The 20,017-nt window shown below is 36.8% G+C and carries 18 protein-coding genes and 1 pseudogene; 4 read left to right on the top strand and 15 right to left on the bottom strand.

Annotation, left to right across the window (positions count from 1 at the left end; translation table 11 throughout):
• Nucleotides 1–3 precede the first annotated feature (3 nt).
• Nucleotides 4–747, top strand: coding sequence for a tyrosine-protein phosphatase (locus OLW01_RS04045; RefSeq protein WP_268075414.1), 744 nt, complete (start codon nucleotides 4–6; stop codon nucleotides 745–747).
• A 38-nt stretch (nucleotides 748–785) separates the two neighbouring features.
• Here OLW01_RS04045 and OLW01_RS04040 read toward each other — a convergent pair whose 3' ends face one another.
• The 15 genes and pseudogenes from OLW01_RS04040 to OLW01_RS03970 all read right to left on the bottom strand — a co-directional run bounded on the left by OLW01_RS04040 (nucleotide 786) and on the right by OLW01_RS03970 (nucleotide 16,663).
• Nucleotides 786–1,904, bottom strand: a complete 1,119-nt coding sequence (locus OLW01_RS04040) for a right-handed parallel beta-helix repeat-containing protein (protein WP_268075411.1) — start codon at nucleotides 1,902–1,904, stop codon at nucleotides 786–788.
• Between the two features lie 107 nt (nucleotides 1,905–2,011).
• A complete protein-coding gene (locus OLW01_RS04035; protein WP_268075409.1) occupies nucleotides 2,012–3,463 on the bottom strand; it encodes an oligosaccharide flippase family protein in 1,452 nt (483 codons plus the stop codon).
• Entirely contained in the window at nucleotides 3,460–4,605 is a 1,146-nt protein-coding gene (locus OLW01_RS04030) for a polysaccharide pyruvyl transferase family protein (protein ID WP_268075407.1), read from the bottom strand. The genes OLW01_RS04035 and OLW01_RS04030 overlap by 4 nt, the downstream gene beginning before the upstream one ends.
• Nucleotides 4,606–4,608: 3 nt before the next feature.
• Entirely contained in the window at nucleotides 4,609–5,121 is a 513-nt protein-coding gene (locus OLW01_RS04025; protein WP_268075405.1) for a glycosyltransferase, read from the bottom strand.
• Nucleotides 5,075–5,560 carry a hypothetical protein gene (locus OLW01_RS04020; RefSeq protein ID WP_268075402.1) on the bottom strand — a complete coding sequence of 162 codons (486 nt, stop codon included), beginning with the start codon at nucleotides 5,558–5,560 and terminating at the stop codon, nucleotides 5,075–5,077. The genes OLW01_RS04025 and OLW01_RS04020 overlap by 47 nt, the downstream gene beginning before the upstream one ends.
• 5 nt (nucleotides 5,561–5,565) lie before the next feature.
• Nucleotides 5,566–5,739: pseudogene (locus tag OLW01_RS18475) on the bottom strand (DapH/DapD/GlmU-related protein); the annotation flags it as partial.
• A 332-nt stretch (nucleotides 5,740–6,071) separates the two neighbouring features.
• Complete coding sequence (locus tag OLW01_RS04010) at nucleotides 6,072–7,211, bottom strand: glycosyltransferase (RefSeq protein WP_268075397.1); 1,140 nt, start codon at nucleotides 7,209–7,211, stop codon at nucleotides 6,072–6,074.
• Nucleotides 7,208–8,323 carry a glycosyltransferase family 4 protein gene (locus tag OLW01_RS04005; protein ID WP_268075395.1) on the bottom strand — a complete coding sequence of 372 codons (1,116 nt, stop codon included), beginning with the start codon at nucleotides 8,321–8,323 and terminating at the stop codon, nucleotides 7,208–7,210. Before OLW01_RS04005 ends, OLW01_RS04010 begins: the two co-directional genes overlap by 4 nt.
• A complete protein-coding gene (locus OLW01_RS04000; protein WP_268075392.1) occupies nucleotides 8,320–9,396 on the bottom strand; it encodes an acyltransferase family protein in 1,077 nt (358 codons plus the stop codon). Before OLW01_RS04000 ends, OLW01_RS04005 begins: the two co-directional genes overlap by 4 nt.
• A 162-nt stretch (nucleotides 9,397–9,558) precedes the next feature.
• The gene (locus tag OLW01_RS03995; RefSeq protein WP_268075389.1) at nucleotides 9,559–10,851 is read right to left on the bottom strand and encodes an O-antigen ligase family protein; all 1,293 of its coding nucleotides are present in this window, start codon (nucleotides 10,849–10,851) and stop codon (nucleotides 9,559–9,561) included.
• Nucleotides 10,852–10,854: 3 nt separating this feature from the next.
• Complete coding sequence (locus tag OLW01_RS03990) at nucleotides 10,855–12,063, bottom strand: acyltransferase family protein (RefSeq protein WP_268075386.1); 1,209 nt, start codon at nucleotides 12,061–12,063, stop codon at nucleotides 10,855–10,857.
• Between the two features lie 2 nt (nucleotides 12,064–12,065).
• Entirely contained in the window at nucleotides 12,066–12,953 is an 888-nt protein-coding gene (locus OLW01_RS03985; RefSeq protein ID WP_268075383.1) for a glycosyltransferase family 2 protein, read from the bottom strand.
• 59 nt (nucleotides 12,954–13,012) lie between these two features.
• Nucleotides 13,013–14,413 carry an undecaprenyl-phosphate glucose phosphotransferase gene (locus OLW01_RS03980; protein WP_268075381.1) on the bottom strand — a complete coding sequence of 467 codons (1,401 nt, stop codon included), beginning with the start codon at nucleotides 14,411–14,413 and terminating at the stop codon, nucleotides 13,013–13,015.
• A 733-nt stretch (nucleotides 14,414–15,146) separates the two neighbouring features.
• Nucleotides 15,147–15,896 carry a methylenetetrahydrofolate reductase gene (locus tag OLW01_RS03975; protein ID WP_268075379.1) on the bottom strand — a complete coding sequence of 250 codons (750 nt, stop codon included), beginning with the start codon at nucleotides 15,894–15,896 and terminating at the stop codon, nucleotides 15,147–15,149.
• Nucleotides 15,897–15,919: 23 nt separating this feature from the next.
• Nucleotides 15,920–16,663, bottom strand: coding sequence for a dienelactone hydrolase family protein (locus tag OLW01_RS03970; protein WP_268075377.1), 744 nt, complete (start codon nucleotides 16,661–16,663; stop codon nucleotides 15,920–15,922).
• A gap of 203 nt (nucleotides 16,664–16,866) precedes the next feature.
• Here OLW01_RS03970 and OLW01_RS03965 point away from each other — a divergent pair, with 203 nt between their 5' ends.
• The 3 genes from OLW01_RS03965 (at nucleotide 16,867) to OLW01_RS03955 (ending at nucleotide 20,010) form a co-directional block, all read left to right on the top strand.
• Nucleotides 16,867–17,751 carry a hypothetical protein gene (locus OLW01_RS03965; protein ID WP_268075375.1) on the top strand — a complete coding sequence of 295 codons (885 nt, stop codon included), beginning with the start codon at nucleotides 16,867–16,869 and terminating at the stop codon, nucleotides 17,749–17,751.
• Entirely contained in the window at nucleotides 17,751–18,596 is an 846-nt protein-coding gene (locus OLW01_RS03960; protein ID WP_268075374.1) for an HAD-IIB family hydrolase, read from the top strand. Before OLW01_RS03965 ends, OLW01_RS03960 begins: the two co-directional genes overlap by 1 nt.
• Nucleotides 18,597–18,783: 187 nt before the next feature.
• Complete coding sequence (locus OLW01_RS03955) at nucleotides 18,784–20,010, top strand: glycosyltransferase family protein (RefSeq protein ID WP_268075371.1); 1,227 nt, start codon at nucleotides 18,784–18,786, stop codon at nucleotides 20,008–20,010.
• Nucleotides 20,011–20,017 lie beyond the last annotated feature (7 nt).

The following is a 20,017-nucleotide window of genomic DNA, read 5'->3' as shown; positions in this document are numbered from 1 at the left end:
AACATGATTGATATACACAGCCATATTTTACCTAATGTAGATGACGGGGCGCGAAGCCTTAATGAATCGATGGACATGCTCAAGATGGCCGAACAAAACGGCGTAACCACGCAAGTGCTCACGCCGCATATTCATTTAGGTCGGTATGATAATAATCAAGCCGACTTAGCCAAACGCTTTATAAATTTTAATGAAGTGGTTGAGCAGTCTGATCTTAATATTAAATTATTATTAGCTTGTGAGTTAAGAATTAGCTCAAATATAATCCAATTAGTTAAACAACAAAATTTACCTATTTTAGGGGAAATGGAGGGGTTTAAATTATTTTTACTGGAATTCCCGCGAATAGAGTTACCTGCCGGCTACCTTAATCTAATTCAATGGTTATTATCAAAGCAATACCGGCCGATTATTGTGCATCCTGAACGAAATAAAACCTTTGTCAGGCAGCCTGAAAAATTACAAGCCCTGCTTAAGCTTGGCTGTTTAACCCAGATTACGGCGAGCAGTTTAACTGGTAAATTTGGGCAGAGTGCGCAGCAAAATGCACAATCTTTGTTATTGAACAATCAAGTTTCAACTATCGCCTCTGATTGTCATAACCTGAAAGGTCGGCAACCAGATTTAAAACAAGGGATTGATAAAGCTGCAGAACTCATTGGCCAACAGGCAGCGCTGAAACTGGTAACAACCCAAGCGGAGCAGTTAATTTACAAAAATCCGTTTACCGAGATCTGCATGGCTTAAATAAATGAGCCAAAGTTGATTAACACCAATAACTTTGACTAATCAACCTGGTTTTTCCAATTACTAACTTGCGCAGGTTTAAAAATACCCGTGCCGCCATTACCGCACTGAGGGTTCAGCAAACGTCCTTCTCCTGTATAAAGGTTTGACTGAACCCAAACCTGATTAAATTGCTCATCCATAAAGGTCGTCATTAAACATATAGCAATCGCTTTTGCGTCTGCAATTTCAATCTTGTTGTTAAAAATTTGAGTATTGCCATGCCCTACAGCAATCCCCTGCGGGCGGTAACCAGAACGATTGGTTACTGCTTTAATATCATTGCCCAGCACAAAATAGTCGCCACCTTTTAAAAAAGCTGCTTCTGTTCCAATCGTAATCGCACCATTAAATTTAAGATCCACATTACGAATCACGTTATTTTCAACTCTTACATTATTCGCATTAATTTTAATATCTATCGCTTCACTGGTCGTATTTTGGATTACATTATTACGAACTTTAATATCAGAAACGCTATGCTGCGTTTTCAGTGAGCCATCGCCTAAATAAATGCCTTCTCCATACTGATTATTACGCTTACCTGTATGCTCTATTAAATTATTTTCTAAGATAAAATTCGTGCCACCTTGGTGCTTCGGCTTTACCACTAAAGCTTCTTGACCCACATTTAGAACATGCAAATCAGATAACCTAATATCGCTTGAGTCAATGACCTCAACCCCATATAAACCACCTTCTATGGTAAAACCAACTAAATCGATCGATCGGCTATTTTCAATAAAGACACCTGTGCCGCGATAATTTTGATTGCTAATAGTGACTTTTTTCTCAACCGCTAACGGCTGAATCGTTAATTTTCCTGATTCCGGAGAGAAATCACGAATTTTAAAAGCAGGTTGAGATTGATTGGCAACGCAAATAACATCATTGGTTTGATAATCATCAATTGCGTCGTTAATAGTTTTATATGAGTCAAGATCAAATATTTGTCCATCGCTTTCTGCACTAAAATTGTTATTAACTATTTTAGTGCAAGTGTTAAGAATAGGCTCTGCACAAATTGAAAAATGAAAAAAGGCAACCAATGTTATGACTAATTTAGGGTGCCAGTTAAAGTAAAATTTGTTTTGCAAAAAGCGGGTTAAATGAAACACAAGATACTCCTTAATTAATAACCAAAACGCCAACCCATCGAACTATAAATGCAAACACAAGATATTTTTATCTAAATGAACTGCCCGACAGGTAATCTCTGTTTAACTCAAAGTGATGTTTTAATAGATACAGTGCGGTTGAACCAATTTTTAGTACAAACAAACACGACAAGCGTAATCCCAAAACCCAATATTGAAACTAGCGTTGAATGCTGAAATGCCGATAGATATGAATCTGTTTGTTGAGCGTTATAGGTGTAAAAAAACAAATTGAAGTAAGGCAAAAAACACAACAGTGAAATCACTCCAAAATGCAAATTAAATTTAGCACTAAACACCTTATACTGCAGCACATAAAAGCACTGTAAATAATTAACACAAAAAGCGCTGACTAGTAATAAACACAATAAGGAAATGTCTTTAAAATAAACCCCTATGCAAATTGCAGCAACATTAGTCATGGCAGAAAATAATCCACATACCAATTGAAGATTTGTTTTGCCTAACGCTTGATAAACACCGCCAGTTGAACTTAATACCATTTGTAGTGGAATACTCACTGCTAGCAAACTTAAGATAGGCGCAGTTTTATCCCATTGAGGTCCAAATAATATATAAACCACATCACTTGCAGCCCAAAATAAAATAAATGAAACGGCGCAACCAAGTAGTGCCAATCGGTAACAGACCTGATAATACGAACTTTCTATTTTATCTGGATAATCTCGATATTTAGTTAAAATGGGCTGCAACGCTGGTGTAATTGCAAATGTAAAAGCCTGCAAAGGGTAGCGCATTATCTGATAAGATTTTTCATAAAAACCTATCGTAGTCACCCCAAAGTATTTAGTAATTAAAATTGTATCTAAATTACGCGAAAAAAAGTTTACGAGTTGAAATAAAAACTGAAATTTCGCAAAATCATAAAATAGCTTGATAGCATTAACTTGTTTTCCGAATTTTGGACGGCCCAGAGTCGTTTTACCCGCCATCCAATAATAAAAGGCCATTCTAAAAAATGGTGTTAGTGCAAATTTCATTGCTAAGGCTATAAATTCAAAATTTAAAAAATATAGGCATATACAAACACTAAAAGCAGCTACTTCAGATAATATTTCGGCTTGTGCCATTTTGATAAATTGAGCATCTTTTTGAATGCTTGCAGCAGGCACAATAGATAAGGTAGATGAAAATACAGCTAGTGCTAATACATAAATCAGAAGGTGATATTCAGATAACGATAACCAATTGAGCAGCGCTTCACCGATAAACAAAAATACAAATGCTAGCAATGCAGCCAATATTAAAGTAAAGCTATATAACCCATCCCTAATGTCAATCGTGATATTTTGCTGATAAACAATTGCTGGCGCTAAACCTGAATTTGTCACTAATTGGAAAAACATCACCAGCATCTGCACTGTTGCCAGTACACCAAACATTTCAGGTGTAAATATTCTAGATAAAATGGCTAACGAACCAAGCTGAAAAATATATAAGCTATATTTACCAAGCAAACTTCGAACAATAGCCGATTTAAGTTCACGATTTAAATTCATGTTGGATCATCAATTAAATTAGCATATTGAGTTTCAATTTGATTAAAATCAAACTCAATTTGGCTATCACTGGAAAACAATTTAGGTAGCTCATCAGCTAAACTTTGTAAATCTTGAAACACCCTATCTTCATAACCAACCAAACTGAAAAATGAAATTACTTTACTATCCCAGCCAACAGAAAAGGAAGGTATCTTGAAACTAAAGGCTACAATGTTAGCGTGCAAGCGATGCGAAATAATCAAATCAGTGGAGCGTATGAAATTAACTAACTCAATACTTGACTGGCACCTTGGTTGAACTGAGTACTCCAGGTCTGTATGTACTAATTGAGCAAGCACAATATCATAAAGGTAAGCTTCGTCTTCAGCCGCACCATTTGTAAATAACTGAACTTGATAACCTTGATGGTTTGCAAATTTTATTACCGATACTAAATGAGCGACTGAATTAGCCTCTAAATCAGATTTAATATCACCGGAGTAATTCAAACTCTGTAAATCAGCAATCCCTAGTCCGAGTGTTTTGTTTAATTTTTTAATAGGCGTTTGCGTATATTCATTTAGCGAAGCACTCATTAGTGCTGGGTCCGGAATAATGTCAGAATCAACACCAAAAAAATTAAACATATTGTCTCGTGATACTTGATCCCTTACCGAGATTTTATCTAGTACCTTAGAATGCAATACTCGGCTCATTAACTTCTTCCCTAGCCAACTCCATTTATTAGCAACCCCAACTGATAATATTTGAGTCGGTATTTGGTTTTTTTCTGCTAACCGAATTAACAAATAAAGTTTAAACGGGAAGTTTAAGTCAACATCACTAATCAACTGCCCTCCACCTATAACCAATTTATCTGCCGCAACCAGTTTGCGCTTCAAATATACTCTTCCTACCCGTAAATATTTCAGTGAAAAAAACAGCAGAACCATTAACTTTCTAATTGGGCTAGGTAATTTAACAAATAAATTAAAACCTTGTGCTTTACCAGCTTTGTTTGGCACTTGATCACGATAACTGATATCACAAACTTCTACAGTTTCTATATTTTTACTTTTAAAGTAAAACCTAAGGTTATCTGCAATAATGCCATCCCCTAAATTGTCCGAATAAGGCACTGCCGCAATTACATATTTCATAATTTATTCCGCATATAAAACTGTCTTAATATGGTTCGCCAATTGATAATTTACTAAATCCCGCTCTGTCTTATCATGATTGACTCCCTCTTGATAAAAAGTCATAAATTTAGTTATCACCTTAGGATCATTATCTTCCAATAAAAATAATAAAGGATTCGTTGCGATTTCACGGGCGATTTGTAGCTGGTGATCATCAGAAAACTCTTTATATTTCTCTAGCCTAGGAATAATTACCGTCGGCGTATCATGTTTAATAGAATTAAAAATACTCCCGATGCCACAATGACTAAAAATAAGAGCCGCATTTTTATAAAAACCTTCGGCTTCGTCTCTTGAAACAAACTCCGTCTGACGAGTACTATTATAAAGTTTAATGTTAGAAGAACTCCCATATTGCACCACTAATTCATATGGTGTTGTAATTTGCTTAATACATTGGTTAACTAACCTTAACATTCGGTCAAATTTATAATGGCACGTTCCCGTGGTCACATATATTAAAGGTTTTTCCATGGTATTGAATCCTCGGATATTTATTGGCTACAGCTTGCCATTGACAAAAAATTTGGTCTGCTAATCTGAATCTATATAGAAAAGCACAAGTATGAGAAGGCTCAACAACACGGGATAAAGTATCCAGATAAATAAACTTAACGCCCAATAATTTAGCCGCCAGAGCAAAAGGAATACAAATAGGTCCGCCTGTGCTAAAGACGGCCTGCGGATTAATTTTGCGTATTATACCAATAGCTTTAAACACGTTAGTAAAATGACGCAATGGATTAAATTGTGAGCTTTTGATCACTGTTAGAGACTTAGCGCCTGTATCAGCTTTTATATTGACGGACGTAACCAAATGAAACTCTGGTATTGCTTGCATTATGCAAAGTGCTTGCGTTAAATGCCCTCCAGCATTAACAACTGTCAATATGGGTTTGACTTTTTTCGTCATTGTTTTCTCCGTTTAATCAAAATAGCAGGTACACCACCCACAATTGAAAAAGGTTCCACGTCTTTGGTAACGACTGCACCGGCTGCAACAATAGATCCTCGACCGACTTTAACACCGGGCATCACGATCACATTACGGCCTAGCCAAACATCATCGCCAATAACCACACCTTTTTCAGGTCGATATCCTTGCAGAGACATAGGAATATCAGTTCGTTCAAATTCATGCATTCGGCTTAAAATGGCCACATTTGGCGCAATCAATACATCATTGCCAATATCCGCTTTTTCAATATATACATTTTCATTCACCCGACAACCGTACCCAAACTGCACACGCTGACCATTGGCAATGTAAATGTTGTGACCTAACATAGATTCATTAGGTCCTGATTTCATAATTTTAAGCACCCGAGTAAAGTACCAAACTCGCCATTTTGAAAATAACAAGGTAAAGCGAGCTGACGGCAGTTTGGCAAAAATTAAATAATACAAAGCAATTTTTATCATCATTAAACAACCTGCTTTAAATGAGTTAAATAATGATTCGCCGCATAATCAGCAGTAAATTCTTTTAAATATCCTTGGTTGATCAACTTTTGTACATTGGCCTTATATAAAGGGTATTGCACTTCAAGCTGTCTTAGTGCAACAAAGAGTTCACCAATACTTTGCTCTGATACTTTTACTCCGAGGGGAAACGCATCAAAAAACCCGTCTACCCCCGTATTTTGGTGATACAAAATAGGACAACCACAAGACAAAGCTTCGATATAAGCCATGCCAAAGGTTTCATTTTTAGCAGGCAATAAAAAGCCTTTGCTCTTTTTCATTAATTGCAATAATTGATCGTGCGGCAGTTGCCCTAATAGTTTTACTTGGTTTTCTAAATTTAACGATTGGATCAATTCAATTAATTGCTGCTTAACTGAGTCATTGCCACTGCCACAAACATTCAACTCAATCTGAGTTCCTGCCTGCTTTAACTCTGAAATAGCTTCAATTAACGGCATAATACCTTTGCGCTGGTATTGATGAAAACTTAATACGGTTAGGTATTGATTGCGCTCAACTGGCAAATCTTTCAATTGCGGATCAATTTGGCAAATATTGGCAAACCTGGCTTGTTTATCTACCCTCTCAACTCCTAGTTTTTGCTCTACGCTCGCCTTCGCCCACGGACTGACCCAAAAAACAAATGCGGCCTGTTGGTATACTTTTGAAAACAGCTTTTTACAATCAGCTAAACGCCCTATATTGTGTAAATCAGAGCCTCCTCTAACTGACACTAAATAAGGAACTTTCCACGCTTTACTCAACCGATAAGCCAGTACACCTTCGCTGGTTAACTTATGGCCGTGCACCGCCGTAAATTCACATCGTTTTAATTTTCGAGCTATTAACCAAGCCCAAAAAAATAAGCTAGGCGCGTACAAAAAAGGCAAAGGGATTGCCCAATAAACAATACTGACTCCTTGCTTAAACGTTTTAAACGAAACCTTAAATGGATTTGAGGTACGGTTAACCGACAGCACAAAATGCATAGTAGATGCATCTTGCTGCTGTGCCGCTTTTATTAAATGATGCACTGCCTTGGTATGAGGAAAAGGCCGTCCATCGGGGTAATCTTGATGGATATGCAATATTTTCACGCGTTTGCCTCCTGCGTACGTGTTATTACCGTCGATAAATTTTGTTTAAAAGATTCTACTGAAAATTTCTCTGCATGCTTTCGAACTTGAGCGTAATCTAATATTGTTCCTTGATTTTCAAATTCATTAATCGCATTCATTAAACAGCTTAAGGTTTGAGTTTCAAAATGTATACCTGATACATTAGCGGCTACTGTTTCTAGGCTACCACCCTTGCCATAAGCAATCACAGGTGTGCCACATGCCTGAGCTTCAACCGGTATAATGCCAAAATCTTCTTCTGCCGCAAAAACAAAGGCTTTTGCTTGCTGCATCGTTTTAATCAGCACTTCATTTGATTGAAAGCCCATTAATTCAATATTGTCATGACCTTGAGCCAGTCGTTTAAGCTTTTCCATTTCTGGGCCGTCGCCAATCACTTTTAATTTTTTTTCTGGCATTTTGGTAAAGGCTTCAACCACTAAATCAATTCTTTTGTAAGGCACTAAACGCGAGGCAGTTAAGTAAAAATCCTGTTTATCATCGCAATACTGAAATTGAGATAAATTAACTGGCGGGTTAATCACCTCAGCTTCACGTCGATAACATTTGTAAATTCGCTTTTTAATAAACTCAGAGTTGGCAATAAATAAGTCAACACCGTTGGCCGTGCGACTATCCCAAATTCTAAATTTATGTAAAAAGTGACGAATTACCGCAGATTTAACACCGCGAGTCATCCCGCTTTCCTTTAAATACTGTGCTTGTAAATCCCACGCATAACGCGCTGGCGAATGGCAATAACAAACGTGAGTTTGCTCTGGGCTGGTAATAACCCCCTTAGCAACACAGTAACTAGACGAAATAATTAAATCGTATTCAGACAAATCAAACTGTTCTACCGCAATCGGAAAAAATGGAAAATAATTTCGATACTTACTTTTAGCAAAAGGCAGTTTTTGAATAAACGAAGTATAAACCTTATTGTTTTTTAACCAGTCCCGGCTATCCTCCGGTAAAAAGTCCACTAAAGTGTAAATATCAGCCGTTGGGTACAAAGCAATGATTTCTTGTAAAACTTTTTCGGCTCCGCCATTCACCACCAGCCAATCATGAATAATAGCAACTTTCATATAGGTTCCTTTGTAACAGTTTTAGATTTCATATTATTTTTGTAAGTATCCCATACATATATCAATACAAAGCTTGTAAACAGCATAACCATAAAGCCTACCACCTCCAGCCAAATAACCGGTTTATATAATTTTGCTAGTATGCTAGGTAAATACAGAGTGTAATGAGCTACATAAGCAATTAAAGTATTACGGCCCACCACAGCAAGAACTCGAGATAACGTTTGAGGAATCAACTTATGTTCGGTTAATGCTGCGAGAATTAAAATGAGCAATACAGTTACCCCTCCATAAAGCGATAAATATAAAAAATGAGGCGGCGCTTTAAATAAAGCGATGGCTAGATCATGGATAGGTTGCTCGCTAATAACATTTATGCCTGTCCCACCGAATAACAATAAAAACATTGCAATGGGTAGCAATACATTTACCCGAGTCTGATTAGAATTAACAGAAAAATAAAACTGTCCGATTAGCATTCCAAATGCAGCTAGAAACATTAAAGGAAAAAACGGATAAACATCTAAAAACAATAACCTTAATACTCCAGCACTATCAGAATCTACAAAGTGAGTACCTATGTAATATGCACAAGCATATACAATTAACCAAATCAGCACATACTGCCAATTCGCAATTTTATTAAGCATCCAAATATTCAAGGGCGCAACAATTAAGGCGAGCAAATAAAATGTCAGGATTTCTCCGCCCATTGAAAAGCTTTGATACAATAAAATTTCATACAATCCATTTGCTTGCTCTGGAAACCTAAAAGCTAAAATAACAACAATCAATTGCCGGGCCAGAAAAATTTGAGCTATTCTTTTGCACAGCTTTTGATTATAAAAAGCCCCAATAGAATTCTTAGTCAACAACTTTCGGTGTGCGACATAATACGTAAAACCAAAAGTTAAAATAAAAAACGGAGTAGCTACACGCAAAAATGCTTGTATATATTCAAGCAGCTCTAAAGATATAACAGCCCGACTCTCTAAAGCCCCAATATAATGAATCGCTATTAACAATAAGATGGCCATCCCTCGACAGGAATCTAACCAAGTAATTCTAGCCATTTACTACTCCTTTTTTACACAAAGCGTGAACCTCTAAATGTTCGCCAGTATAAATCCTCCTCCAAGTCCAACTTAATAACGACACATTTATTTGACCGTTAATCATTAAGCTGATATCCATGTTAATTTTTATCATTGTGCTCCCATACAATTCGTTTTAATTTATTTATAAGCCTGTGGAAAGCTAACTTCCTTAATTGCAGTTTGCTCAGCATCATCATAGTCGTCGCTATCGTCAACTTGCTGGTAAGCCTCTTGATAGTCAGCAATATAAGCAAATAACACTATGGTTAAAAACCACATCATGCTTTGATCCCTAAACACAGCAGCTTCAGTAAAGCTGTAAATCACCGGCACAATTAACGCTCCTGCCAGCCATTTTGATTTAACGCCTGCACACAAAGTGATAAATAAACTAATTAAAAAACTACAACCGAGTACACCAAATTGCAGAAACATGTCCAAATAGCCATTATGGGGTGACGTGATTTGTTGCAAGAAGCTCCATGGATCGTCAAAAAAATAAGGAATAACGCCAACGCCAAAATAAGCGCCATATCCATAACCTAAAAGCACTTTAGAAAAATAATCCATGTCATAATAAAGCGTATCCCAAATTAACCCCCGGCCAGTAAATGCCGCTGGTTCCATATATTGGCCAATATGAAACATCTCACCTGAAATATATGACAACCCAGGAATAAAAATAAAGACTGAGCTCAATACCAAAAAACTAAACCCAACAATAAACTTTGCAATCAAGGTACCGGATAAAGCCAAGCCAATAAATAGCATTGCCAACGCTAAACTCGTTTTACTGCCTGTCAAAACTAAAAAACAAAATATCATTGCTAAACAAAGGTACAGCTTTTTAACTTCAATACCATCCAGTTTAATTAACAAGATCATCATGACAAACATGGCCAGTAAGTTTTGCCCCAATAAGTTTTTACTTCGATTAAATCCTGCTAAAGCGCCATCCGGTCCAAAGGCCCCCCCCATTCCAACAGACAAAAAAATCATAAAAATAATCAGGCATATAGCCATAAATAGAGATTGAGCATAGCTTTGATGCAATCTGGATAAATAAAAAGAAGTAAAAATACAAAAGCAAAATATAAGCTGAAATAACGCTCTTTTTATTGTGTAAGTCATATAAGCGGACCACAACACACTGGCCAAAGCTAACCCAGAGATCATCAATAATGTAAGCAATTGCCGTTGAGCGGGTAAACTCATAAAATTTAATTTAACCAAGCGCCAGGCTAAATAAAAAAAAGCTAAAAACCAAAACAACTGCTTAGTTATATTACTACTTGACATAGAAGTTGCGCGGTACTCAGCTTCTGTATCCATCATTGTGCCTTTGGGTGCTAGCTCTGGCGAAAACAACCCCAAGCAATAAAGTAAAATAATTAAAAACGCGTACTTATCTAACCACTCAATAGCTCGCATTGATCAACCTTCAGACTTTACAGGTGCAGTTTTTATCGATTCAGATTGGGCCACATACTGGTGTGCAAACTGGGCAAAACGTTTTCGCCATGGATTTTCAAAAAATCGATACACCAGATAAGATGAAGCTACTACTAATAATAAATAACAGACCAGTATCAAGTCAGCAAAATACAAATTCGAAAACTGTACAATTTGATTGTACCCGTGCGCATCATCCACTGACTTTATATACTGGCCCTGACCTTGGTCTATCAAATAAATGACACGCCATAATAAAGTTAAAATAAATGAATGAATCATATACATAGTAAATGAAAGCACAGCCAAGAGCTGAACCCATTTACCACTTAACCATTTAGACACCACACCGGCTTCTGCTGCAAAACAAAACACAATTAAACCAAATAAAACAGGTGCTAATAATGACCATTGATTTGCGCCAAATTCAGCTACAAAATAAATCACACTAGCAACAGCTATTAGTTCAAGAACACTGCCTTGTATAAAGCTTAAATTTAACCCGATCACAGCTTTTAAACGATAAACCAATACTCCTACAAAAAAGCCCGCAAAACACCTGAGTAAACCATAGTCGTAGGTTAGATCTAAATTTGTCTGCATCACATTAAACAAAATAACAAGTGATGCTATGGTAATAGCTACATAAGCTAAAATTCGTCGAAAACTGAATAATAATAAACAAATAACGGCAAACGCCATATATGTGATAAATTCAACACTGATACTCCAACTTGGATTATTCCAAGTTAGCGAATCATGTATGCCTAAAGCATGAATTAAAAAAACATTTGTAAACAAGGCGTCTAATGAAAACCGTCCAGAAAAAGCACTGGTCTGACTGTCCACCGCATACTGGCTGGCAACATACCATTTCGCAAACTCTAAGCTCAAAAAGCCCAATAAAACTAATAAATGCAAAGGCCAAATACGCCCTAAGCGCTTAATAAAAAAGACACTTAATTGATTAAAATTATTGAGCTTATGGCTATAACTGGCACAAATCACAAAGCCACTTAAGACAAAGAAAAAATCAACAAATAAATATGCATTTCTAATAAAATCAAGTGGATATAAATGAGTTAATAACCGAGCATGCAAAATACAAACAAGCAGCGCACAAACGCCTCTTAAGCCATCTAAAGCAATATATCTTTCTGGTTTACTCATTTCATTTACCTTGTCTGTCATGCTTAATACATCGCCTTAATTTGACCTGTGACTAAAAATCGCAACTTGCCGTATTTATCAATAAAGGTTAAAAATCTATGGTAATAAACAGCTTTTCCTAACGGCAGACAAAGCAGGGTAAAAGCCAAACTCAACACAGCTAAGCCTGAGGTTTTAGCAATATAAAATAACTTTTCCCCTAGGGTTTTCTGAGCAAATCTATATTTGCTGAAAGTAGCGCCAATTCGCATTTTTCGAGTAATTAAATAGCGAATATTTAAGCGGTTAGCTTCAACTTCTTCGCTTACAATGGCGTCATCACAATAGACAATTTTACAACCTTGATTATGCAGGCCATTAAAAAACTCAGCATCTTCGCCGCCGGTTTTTCCGTAAGATAAATCGAACCGGCGATCTTGAATTTTATCTCGTTTAAATAAAGTGCAATTAGCGGCACAACTGCTTAACTGCGTTCCATTTGAATGGCGTTTACGATCAAAAAATCCACCATCAATAATCCATTGTTCTGTGCCTGCAGGGTACGTAGAAACAACCTGCCCACAAACAATATCTGCCTGATACTGCTGGGCGGCTTGATATAAATTAAGTAACCAGTTTGGATCGGCTATTTCGTCGTCATCAATTAAAGCGACCCAATCACCCGAGGCTTTTTCTAAACATAAGTTTCTGGCGGCAGAAATATTTTGAGCCGTTTGCTGTAAATAATGCAGAGAACAATTTAACTGACTTCTGGCTTGCTCAACTAATGGTTTAGCAAACAAATCGGCATCATTATCAACCACCACAATTTCAATCTCACAGCCGTGTGGTAAATTTAAGTTATTAATACTGGCCAGCGTTTGGCTAATATGCGCGCGTTTATAAGTGCATATACAAACAGAAATTAACATAAGAATCCTTTACTTTGGGTTGAATAAAATAATCATTTAAAGACAAAAATTATCTGATATTAATAAACATTTTTTCCAACAAAGCCTTTGTAAAAGGTATAAATAACAATTTTAAAATCCATCCATAGCGACCAATTACGAATGTAATCTAAATCAAACTGAATCCGCATTTGCATTTTGTCTAGCGTATCTGTTTCGCCGCGCCAGCCATTAATTTGGGCCCAACCAGTAATACCCGGTTTCATTTTGTGCCTGAGCATATAATAGTCAACCACTTTGCGGTATTGCTCGTTATGAGCAACGGCATGTGGTCTTGGCCCCACCACCGACATTGTGCCTTGTAAAACATTAATAAACTGCGGTAATTCATCAAGTGAGGTGCGACGTAAAATACCGCCTAGCCAGGTAATACGAGCATCTCCTTTTTTAGCTTGGGTAACTACGTTGCTATTTTCGGTTACTGTCATACTTCTAAATTTCCATATTTTTATACGCTTTCCATCCATGCCATACCTGTCTTGCTTAAAAATAACCGGACCTTTTGAGGTGAGCTTAATTGCAATCGCAATGAGCATCATAGGCACTGCAATAACAGACAAAATACAACCTGCTAATATCACATCTTCTATTCGTTTCATCATAGAAGCGCCGCCGCGCATTGGCGTGTCGTAAACACTAATCGTTTGAATTTCACCAACATGAGCCATGCGTGAATGTAGTAAGTTGTAGGTAAAGAAATCTGGAATAACATGCACATCTAGGGTGGTATCCCCTAACGCCAATAATACGCTTTCAACTTGATCTTTTAAACTAAGGGGCAATGCAATAAAGAGCACATCTATTTCACCTACTTTGGCAGACTCAATCGCTGCTTCAATATTACCTTTATACCAAGCTCGGTATGTTTTGCTAAAGCTTTCTTCTGGTCGATCGTCATAAATGGCTGATAATTGATAACCCATTTCAGGGTGTTCTAAAATTTCTTGAGCTAATTTTTTTCCTGATTCAGTTACACCAATAATACCTACCGAGCGAGTGTTAATGCCTTTTCGTCTGACAGCAAATAAAAAATAACGAAAAACAACACGCCAAGAAACTAAAGAAAACAAACTCAATAAAATCCAACTGCCTAAGGCGAGTCTTGAATAATAATCCGCGGTTTTAGTGAAAAAGATAAACAACAATGCGGGCAACAACATTACAAACCAGCTTAAACACGTATAAAAGAGTATTTCTTTTAACGCGCCAGCCCGCCATGAACGATAAAGCCAAAATGCTTCTGCGGTGAAAAAATAACCGACATTAGCTGTTAATGCTAAAACAAAATATAAAAAGTCATATTGCACATCCATTAAATGACAAGCTAACCACAAACTGATCTGAATAAAATAAAAGTCTATGGCACGGTAAATAAACGCGAACTGATTTATATTGTTTCTGACAAATCCCTTAGAAGCCACAACAATCCTCCTAATTTAACTATTATTTATTAATTAATAAAATCATTCAAATCATGATTAAGGACAGCTCATCTCAATAACTCAATATGACTCGGCTTCAGTGATTAAACTAATACGCGTGAACAATTGTAGTGATTAAGCTAAGCGCTAAGAATTTCAAAAATATTAAACTAAATTGACTAATTAATTATGCTATCGAAAACCAATGATAAACTAGCCGTTAATTTGATCGCTCAGATGGTATACAAAACAGATGACCTAAATCAAAAGCCAAGGTTTATTTTTTAGAGTTAACTCACAACTTCAATAAATTCACTCAATTATTAAATTTTAGTATTGCTTCGTTGCAAGCTAACTGATGCATAAAGTAAACCAGCCAATTAGTTCACGTGGGTAATTATTTAATTGACCATGGGTTATTTTATTTTAATCTCTATTATTAAAGCGCCTAAACAAATTTTCGTCATTAGATCGAGCAATCGCAATCATTAAATGACCAATAGTTTTTTATTTTAACGCTAATACAGATGCACCAAAATAATAAAAATGCATCAAAAAGATCGGTTTTATCAGCTCAAGAGGTCGAGTATTTTAAGTTTATCAACAACGCAAATCTAAAACTGAAAAAGAAAACTAGCGTATGACACTCTGTGCGGTAATAAATAAAAAAGCCAAAATTTAAGCTAATTTTTGTGCTTAAATTTTGGCTTAATAAAAATTTTAATTTACGAAGCTAAAACTGAATTTGCTCACGGATAGGCAAAAAATATTTTTCTAAATTAATTCTAATCGGCATAAAGTAGCAATTAGCATTATTTTTCTGGCAATGTTTTAACACATCAATCGCAAACTGGGTATTCCACTCATAAGTTGCTTCAAAATCTTTAGGAAAAACCACTTTATTAACGTTTTCCCAATAAAGCTTACTTTTTTCAGTAATAACTGGCGAAACGCCCCAATACACTTTGTCTGCAGGGATAAAATCAGCGTAAACATCTAATAAGCGCATATCGAAAAAGGGTTGAGATAAAATAAAATCGCATCCGGCATCAAATTTATCGTAGATATAATCTTTTTCTTCTTTTACCCCACTACGATAAGGGTCAAACCCGCAGTAAATTTCTATGGATGGGAAATCTTTTCGGATTTGTCTAACCATATCCACTACATGTGTGCGGTATATGCGGTGCGAACGATCCGGCGGTGGATCGCCCGTAACGATTAATACTTTATCTAGCTCTTTTTCTTCAATAATTTGCTGCAATCTATTTTCTTTTAAATCAAAGTCAATCGAGCGTATATGCGGAATAAAATTATATTTATTACGATTAACATAATCAACGCCGTCCCAACTGCGGATCGGTAAGCGTAATAAGTCAGGTATATTAATGGTATCAATAAAGGGTAACTGCTCTGCGACAAAGTTGAGTTGGTCAACTGTGGCTTCGGCTGTTCTGGGTACTACTTCAAATGAAATATTCATAATTATTTATACTTTACTAAAATTTAGGCTTTGAGCGTTCGGTTAAATAATTCAACCGACATTTGATACACTTGTAAGGCAAGCGCTGGATCGTAACGGTCTAATCCTTCGTCACGCATAAAAGCGTGAGCCGCATTAAATTCGAGCCAACTAAAGTGCACCTCTGAATCAATTAAATTTTGATGAACTAAAAAGCGACCTTCATTAGGGACATGTGGATCTTGTTTACCCCACACCATTAATAATTCCCCTTTTATATCTTTAGTACGGGTTAAGGAATCATTATTTGCTTGGCTTGGCAACGTACTAGAGTGGATATCGGTTGCGTATAAACAAGAAGCCGCTAAAATATTAGGGTTAACCGCCGCACGATATGCTAAATGGCCACCTATGCAAACCCCCATACTACCTACTTTTCCTGTGCAATAAGTTTGCTGGTCAACAAAATCAAGCATAGCTTGGGTATCTGAATCATGCGATTCTAGTGGTTTTTCAAATTTATCTGCATTGCCTTTGTCTTTACCAGCGTCATCATAGGCTAAAACTGTCCCTAATGGGTTTAGCTCATGAAATACTTCAGGTACTAGCACCACAAAACCGTGCCCAGCCATGATTGCGGCAGAACGAGCAATTGGATCGGTTTGTTGAAATATTTCTGAATAATAAATAATCGCAGGGTATTTACCTGGTGCTTTAGGACGATATATATAAGTTCGCATTACACCCGTTGGGGTATCTATATCGACAAATTCGGTTTGGATAATCACGTAGCCATCCTTTATATGCATATAAAAACTACTGGTATTATACAGAAACTCAAGTTCAGTTCGTGCTTTTTTCTAAGAATAAAAAATTCAACGACCGTTATTTAATTTAGTTTCATTGTAAAACTGGCAATATACTTGCTTATCATTTACCACAGCAAAACTATATCTAATTAAATATACAGGCGCGAAACAAGGAGAATTACATGCCGGCCCAACATTTAATCGCGGATTTGATTAAAGCACATCAACTACCTGATTCTTTTTTTGAGATCGTTGAGCATGAATATTTACCGCTATGTGCTAGGCTGATGCAATTGCAAAAAGAAAAATCTGGCACATTTTATGTTGCGATAAATGGAAGCCAAGGCAGCGGAAAGTCAACTATGGCGGCCTTTATAACAGATTTACTTTCACAAATATGGCATCTAAAAGTCGCTAATTTATCAATTGATGATTTTTATCTCACCCGTAAAGAGCGTAAACATTTAGCTGAGCATATCCATCCACTGTTAATTACACGTGGTGTACCCGGCACGCACGACATTCAGCTAGCTATGCAAACCTTAAAAAAATTAGGGTCTGACTGCCCTAGTGTTCCTTTGGTTCGATTCGATAAAGCGATGGACGACAGAGCAGATAAAAACAATTGGGATACCATCCAAGGTCCGGTCGATATCGTTATTTTAGAAGGATGGTGCGTAGGGGTTCAAGCACAATCAGAAGCCGACCTATACACGCCTATAAACCGACTTGAGAGTGAAGAAGATAGCAATACAAAGTGGCGGCATTATGTAAATGACCAACTCGCTCAGCAATACCCTAACCTGTTCAAGCAATTTGATTATTTAATTATGTTAAAAGCGCCCGATTTTGATTGTGTTTATCGCTGGAGACAGCGCCAAGAAGATAAATTAAAAGCCACATCAAAGCGTCAAACTCATGTAATGTCTGAACTTGAATTAAAACGATTTATTGAACACTATCAGCGCCTTACTGAGCACGCGCTGGAAAATTTGCCCAGTGAAGCTGACGTCGTTTTTTATTTAAATCAAGATCAGCAATTTACCAAAACGACAGGGTTAAACTAATGAATCAAACGAAACAGCCATTACTCATATTCACCGATATGGACGGCACTTTATTAGATCACAACAATTATAGTTGGGATGCAGCTAATGGCGCTTTAAATGAGTTGGCAGAAAAACAATTTCCCGTCATCTGCAATACCAGTAAAACATTTGCAGAAGTTGCGCAGCTTCATCAAGATATTGGTTTAGATTGCCCTTTTATTGTTGAAAATGGATCGGCTATTTACCCACCCGCACCAAAATGTAGCAACAATCAAGAATCAGTTGCACACTCAAAAAACTTGCACCAAATAGGTTCATCTCGACAAACTATTTTACAAAAGCTCAGTACTCTACGCCAACAAGGATTTAAATTTAGTGGCTTTAGTGACTGGAACAATGAACAAATTATTCAACATACAGGGCTTAATTTAACGCAAGCGAAACAAAGCGCCCAACGATATTATTCTGAACCACTCATTTGGCAAGATACTGACGAACAAAAACTAAAATTTATTCAACACCTTCAATCATCAGGGTTAACCGCATTACAAGGTGGCCGTTTTTTATCAGTGCAAGGTCAATGTAATAAAGGCTTAGCATTAAACTGGTACAAAAATTACTACGAAAACCAAATTAAACAAAAGGTGATAACGGTAGCCTTGGGAGATAGTGAAAACGACATTGCAATGCTGGAAGCTGCCGATATATCAATTTGGATAAAATCGAATAAAGCATTTCCACAACTGCAAAAAACAACACAGGTTTATCACTCATCGAAATTCGGCCCTGCTGGTTGGCAAGAAACAATGGCGCACATATTGCATTTATACAATACGAATCAACTGAATATTCAGGCCCAGTAGGTATTAAAAACTTACTGGAAAACTAAAATTACAGGTTTGCGGTTTAAGCCTAAAGCACTCAACTTTGACATGAAAAATTGTGCATACTAGGCAATTTTTATCAATAACTGAATTAAATTCATTTCAATTTTGGGTATTACGCAATGTCGCGTCATTCTAATTAATTAGGATATTTAAAGGAGCATTCATGGGCGATTTCTATCAAAATGGGGTTATAACAACACTGCATAACTTATCAAGGGATTCAGTTTCAACTGAAGAGCTTGAAGCGCAAATGGTTGAATTTGCAAAAGTGCGTCCCCTTTCACTGGTATTACCTTCACTGTATTCAGAACTGCAAGGCCCAGCATTAAGTAATATTTTAGATCATTTAGCTAAAGTGCCTTATTTAAAACAAATTGTTATAGGTTTAGACCGAGCTACGGAAGAAGAATATACACACGCGCTTAAATTTTTTTCACGGTTACCACAAAATATAAAAGTGCTTTGGAATGACGGACCTAGACTACAAGCATTAGATGCTGAATTGAAAAAAGCAGGTTTAGCGCCCAAGGAGCTAGGCAAAGGTCGTAACGTTTGGTATTGCCTAGGATATGTACTAGGTTCTGGCGAATCAGAATCGGTCGCATTACATGATTGTGACGTTTTAACTTACGACAGACGCATGCTAGCGCGTTTACTCTACCCTGTCGCCAATCCAAATTTTAACTATGAATTTTGTAAAGGTTATTACGCCCGTGTCGCTGATAGCAAAATAAACGGCCGAGTGAGCCGTTTATTAGTAACACCTTTACTTCGTGCATTGAAAAAGATATTCGGTAACTTAGATTACCTAGAATATTTAGACAGTTATCGCTATCCGTTAGCTGGTGAATTTTCGTTTAGAACAGATGTCATCAATGATATTCGAATTCCAAGTGATTGGGGCTTAGAGATTGGTGTCTTATCTGAAATGGAACGCAACTATTCTAACAACCGACTCTGCCAAGTAGATATTGCAGATACTTATGATCACAAACATCAATCTCTTTCAAAAGATAATGATGAAGGTGGTTTGTCAAAAATGTCGATTGATATTTCAAAAGCCATTTTTAGAAAACTGGCCACGAACGGTGTAGTATTTAACAGCGAAACCTTCCGCTCAATTAAAGCAACCTATTATCGAATCGCTCTCGATTTTGTTGAAACTTACCGTAACGATGCGATTATTAATGGCTTAGACTTCGATATTCACAGCGAAGAAATGGCGGTTGAATTGTTTGCTCACAACATTTTAAAAGCGGGTCTAAACTTTTTAGACAACCCAATGGAAACACCCTTTATTCCGAGTTGGAACCGAGTAACCAGCGCGGTGCCAGACATTGCCCAGCGTATGATAAAAGCCGTAGATGAAGATATGGCTGAATTCAGTTAACCTAAAC

The organism is Catenovulum adriaticum (assembly GCF_026725475.1).
GTDB classification, from domain to species: Bacteria; Pseudomonadota; Gammaproteobacteria; order Enterobacterales; family Alteromonadaceae; genus Catenovulum; species Catenovulum adriaticum.
This window is presented reverse-complemented; position numbering and strand designations above follow the sequence as displayed.

What these genes read in the sequence shown, in the direction of transcription:
- OLW01_RS04045 (WP_268075414.1), top strand. Translation starts at nt 4, where the DNA reads ATGATTGATATACACAGCCATATTTTACCTAATGTAGATGACGGGGCG.
- OLW01_RS04035 (WP_268075409.1), bottom strand. Translation starts at nt 3,463, where the DNA reads ATGAATTTAAATCGTGAACTTAAATCGGCTATTGTTCGAAGTTTGCTT.
- OLW01_RS04030 (WP_268075407.1), bottom strand. Translation starts at nt 4,605, where the DNA reads ATGAAATATGTAATTGCGGCAGTGCCTTATTCGGACAATTTAGGGGAT.
- OLW01_RS04025 (WP_268075405.1), bottom strand. Translation starts at nt 5,121, where the DNA reads ATGGAAAAACCTTTAATATATGTGACCACGGGAACGTGCCATTATAAA.
- OLW01_RS04020 (WP_268075402.1), bottom strand. Translation starts at nt 5,560, where the DNA reads ATGACGAAAAAAGTCAAACCCATATTGACAGTTGTTAATGCTGGAGGG.
- OLW01_RS04005 (WP_268075395.1), bottom strand. Translation starts at nt 8,323, where the DNA reads ATGAAAGTTGCTATTATTCATGATTGGCTGGTGGTGAATGGCGGAGCC.
- OLW01_RS04000 (WP_268075392.1), bottom strand. Translation starts at nt 9,396, where the DNA reads ATGGCTAGAATTACTTGGTTAGATTCCTGTCGAGGGATGGCCATCTTA.
- OLW01_RS03995 (WP_268075389.1), bottom strand. Translation starts at nt 10,851, where the DNA reads ATGCGAGCTATTGAGTGGTTAGATAAGTACGCGTTTTTAATTATTTTA.
- OLW01_RS03990 (WP_268075386.1), bottom strand. Translation starts at nt 12,063, where the DNA reads ATGACAGACAAGGTAAATGAAATGAGTAAACCAGAAAGATATATTGCT.
- OLW01_RS03985 (WP_268075383.1), bottom strand. Translation starts at nt 12,953, where the DNA reads ATGTTAATTTCTGTTTGTATATGCACTTATAAACGCGCGCATATTAGC.
- OLW01_RS03975 (WP_268075379.1), bottom strand. Translation starts at nt 15,896, where the DNA reads ATGAATATTTCATTTGAAGTAGTACCCAGAACAGCCGAAGCCACAGTT.
- OLW01_RS03965 (WP_268075375.1), top strand. Translation starts at nt 16,867, where the DNA reads ATGCCGGCCCAACATTTAATCGCGGATTTGATTAAAGCACATCAACTA.
- OLW01_RS03960 (WP_268075374.1), top strand. Translation starts at nt 17,751, where the DNA reads ATGAATCAAACGAAACAGCCATTACTCATATTCACCGATATGGACGGC.
- OLW01_RS03955 (WP_268075371.1), top strand. Translation starts at nt 18,784, where the DNA reads ATGGGCGATTTCTATCAAAATGGGGTTATAACAACACTGCATAACTTA.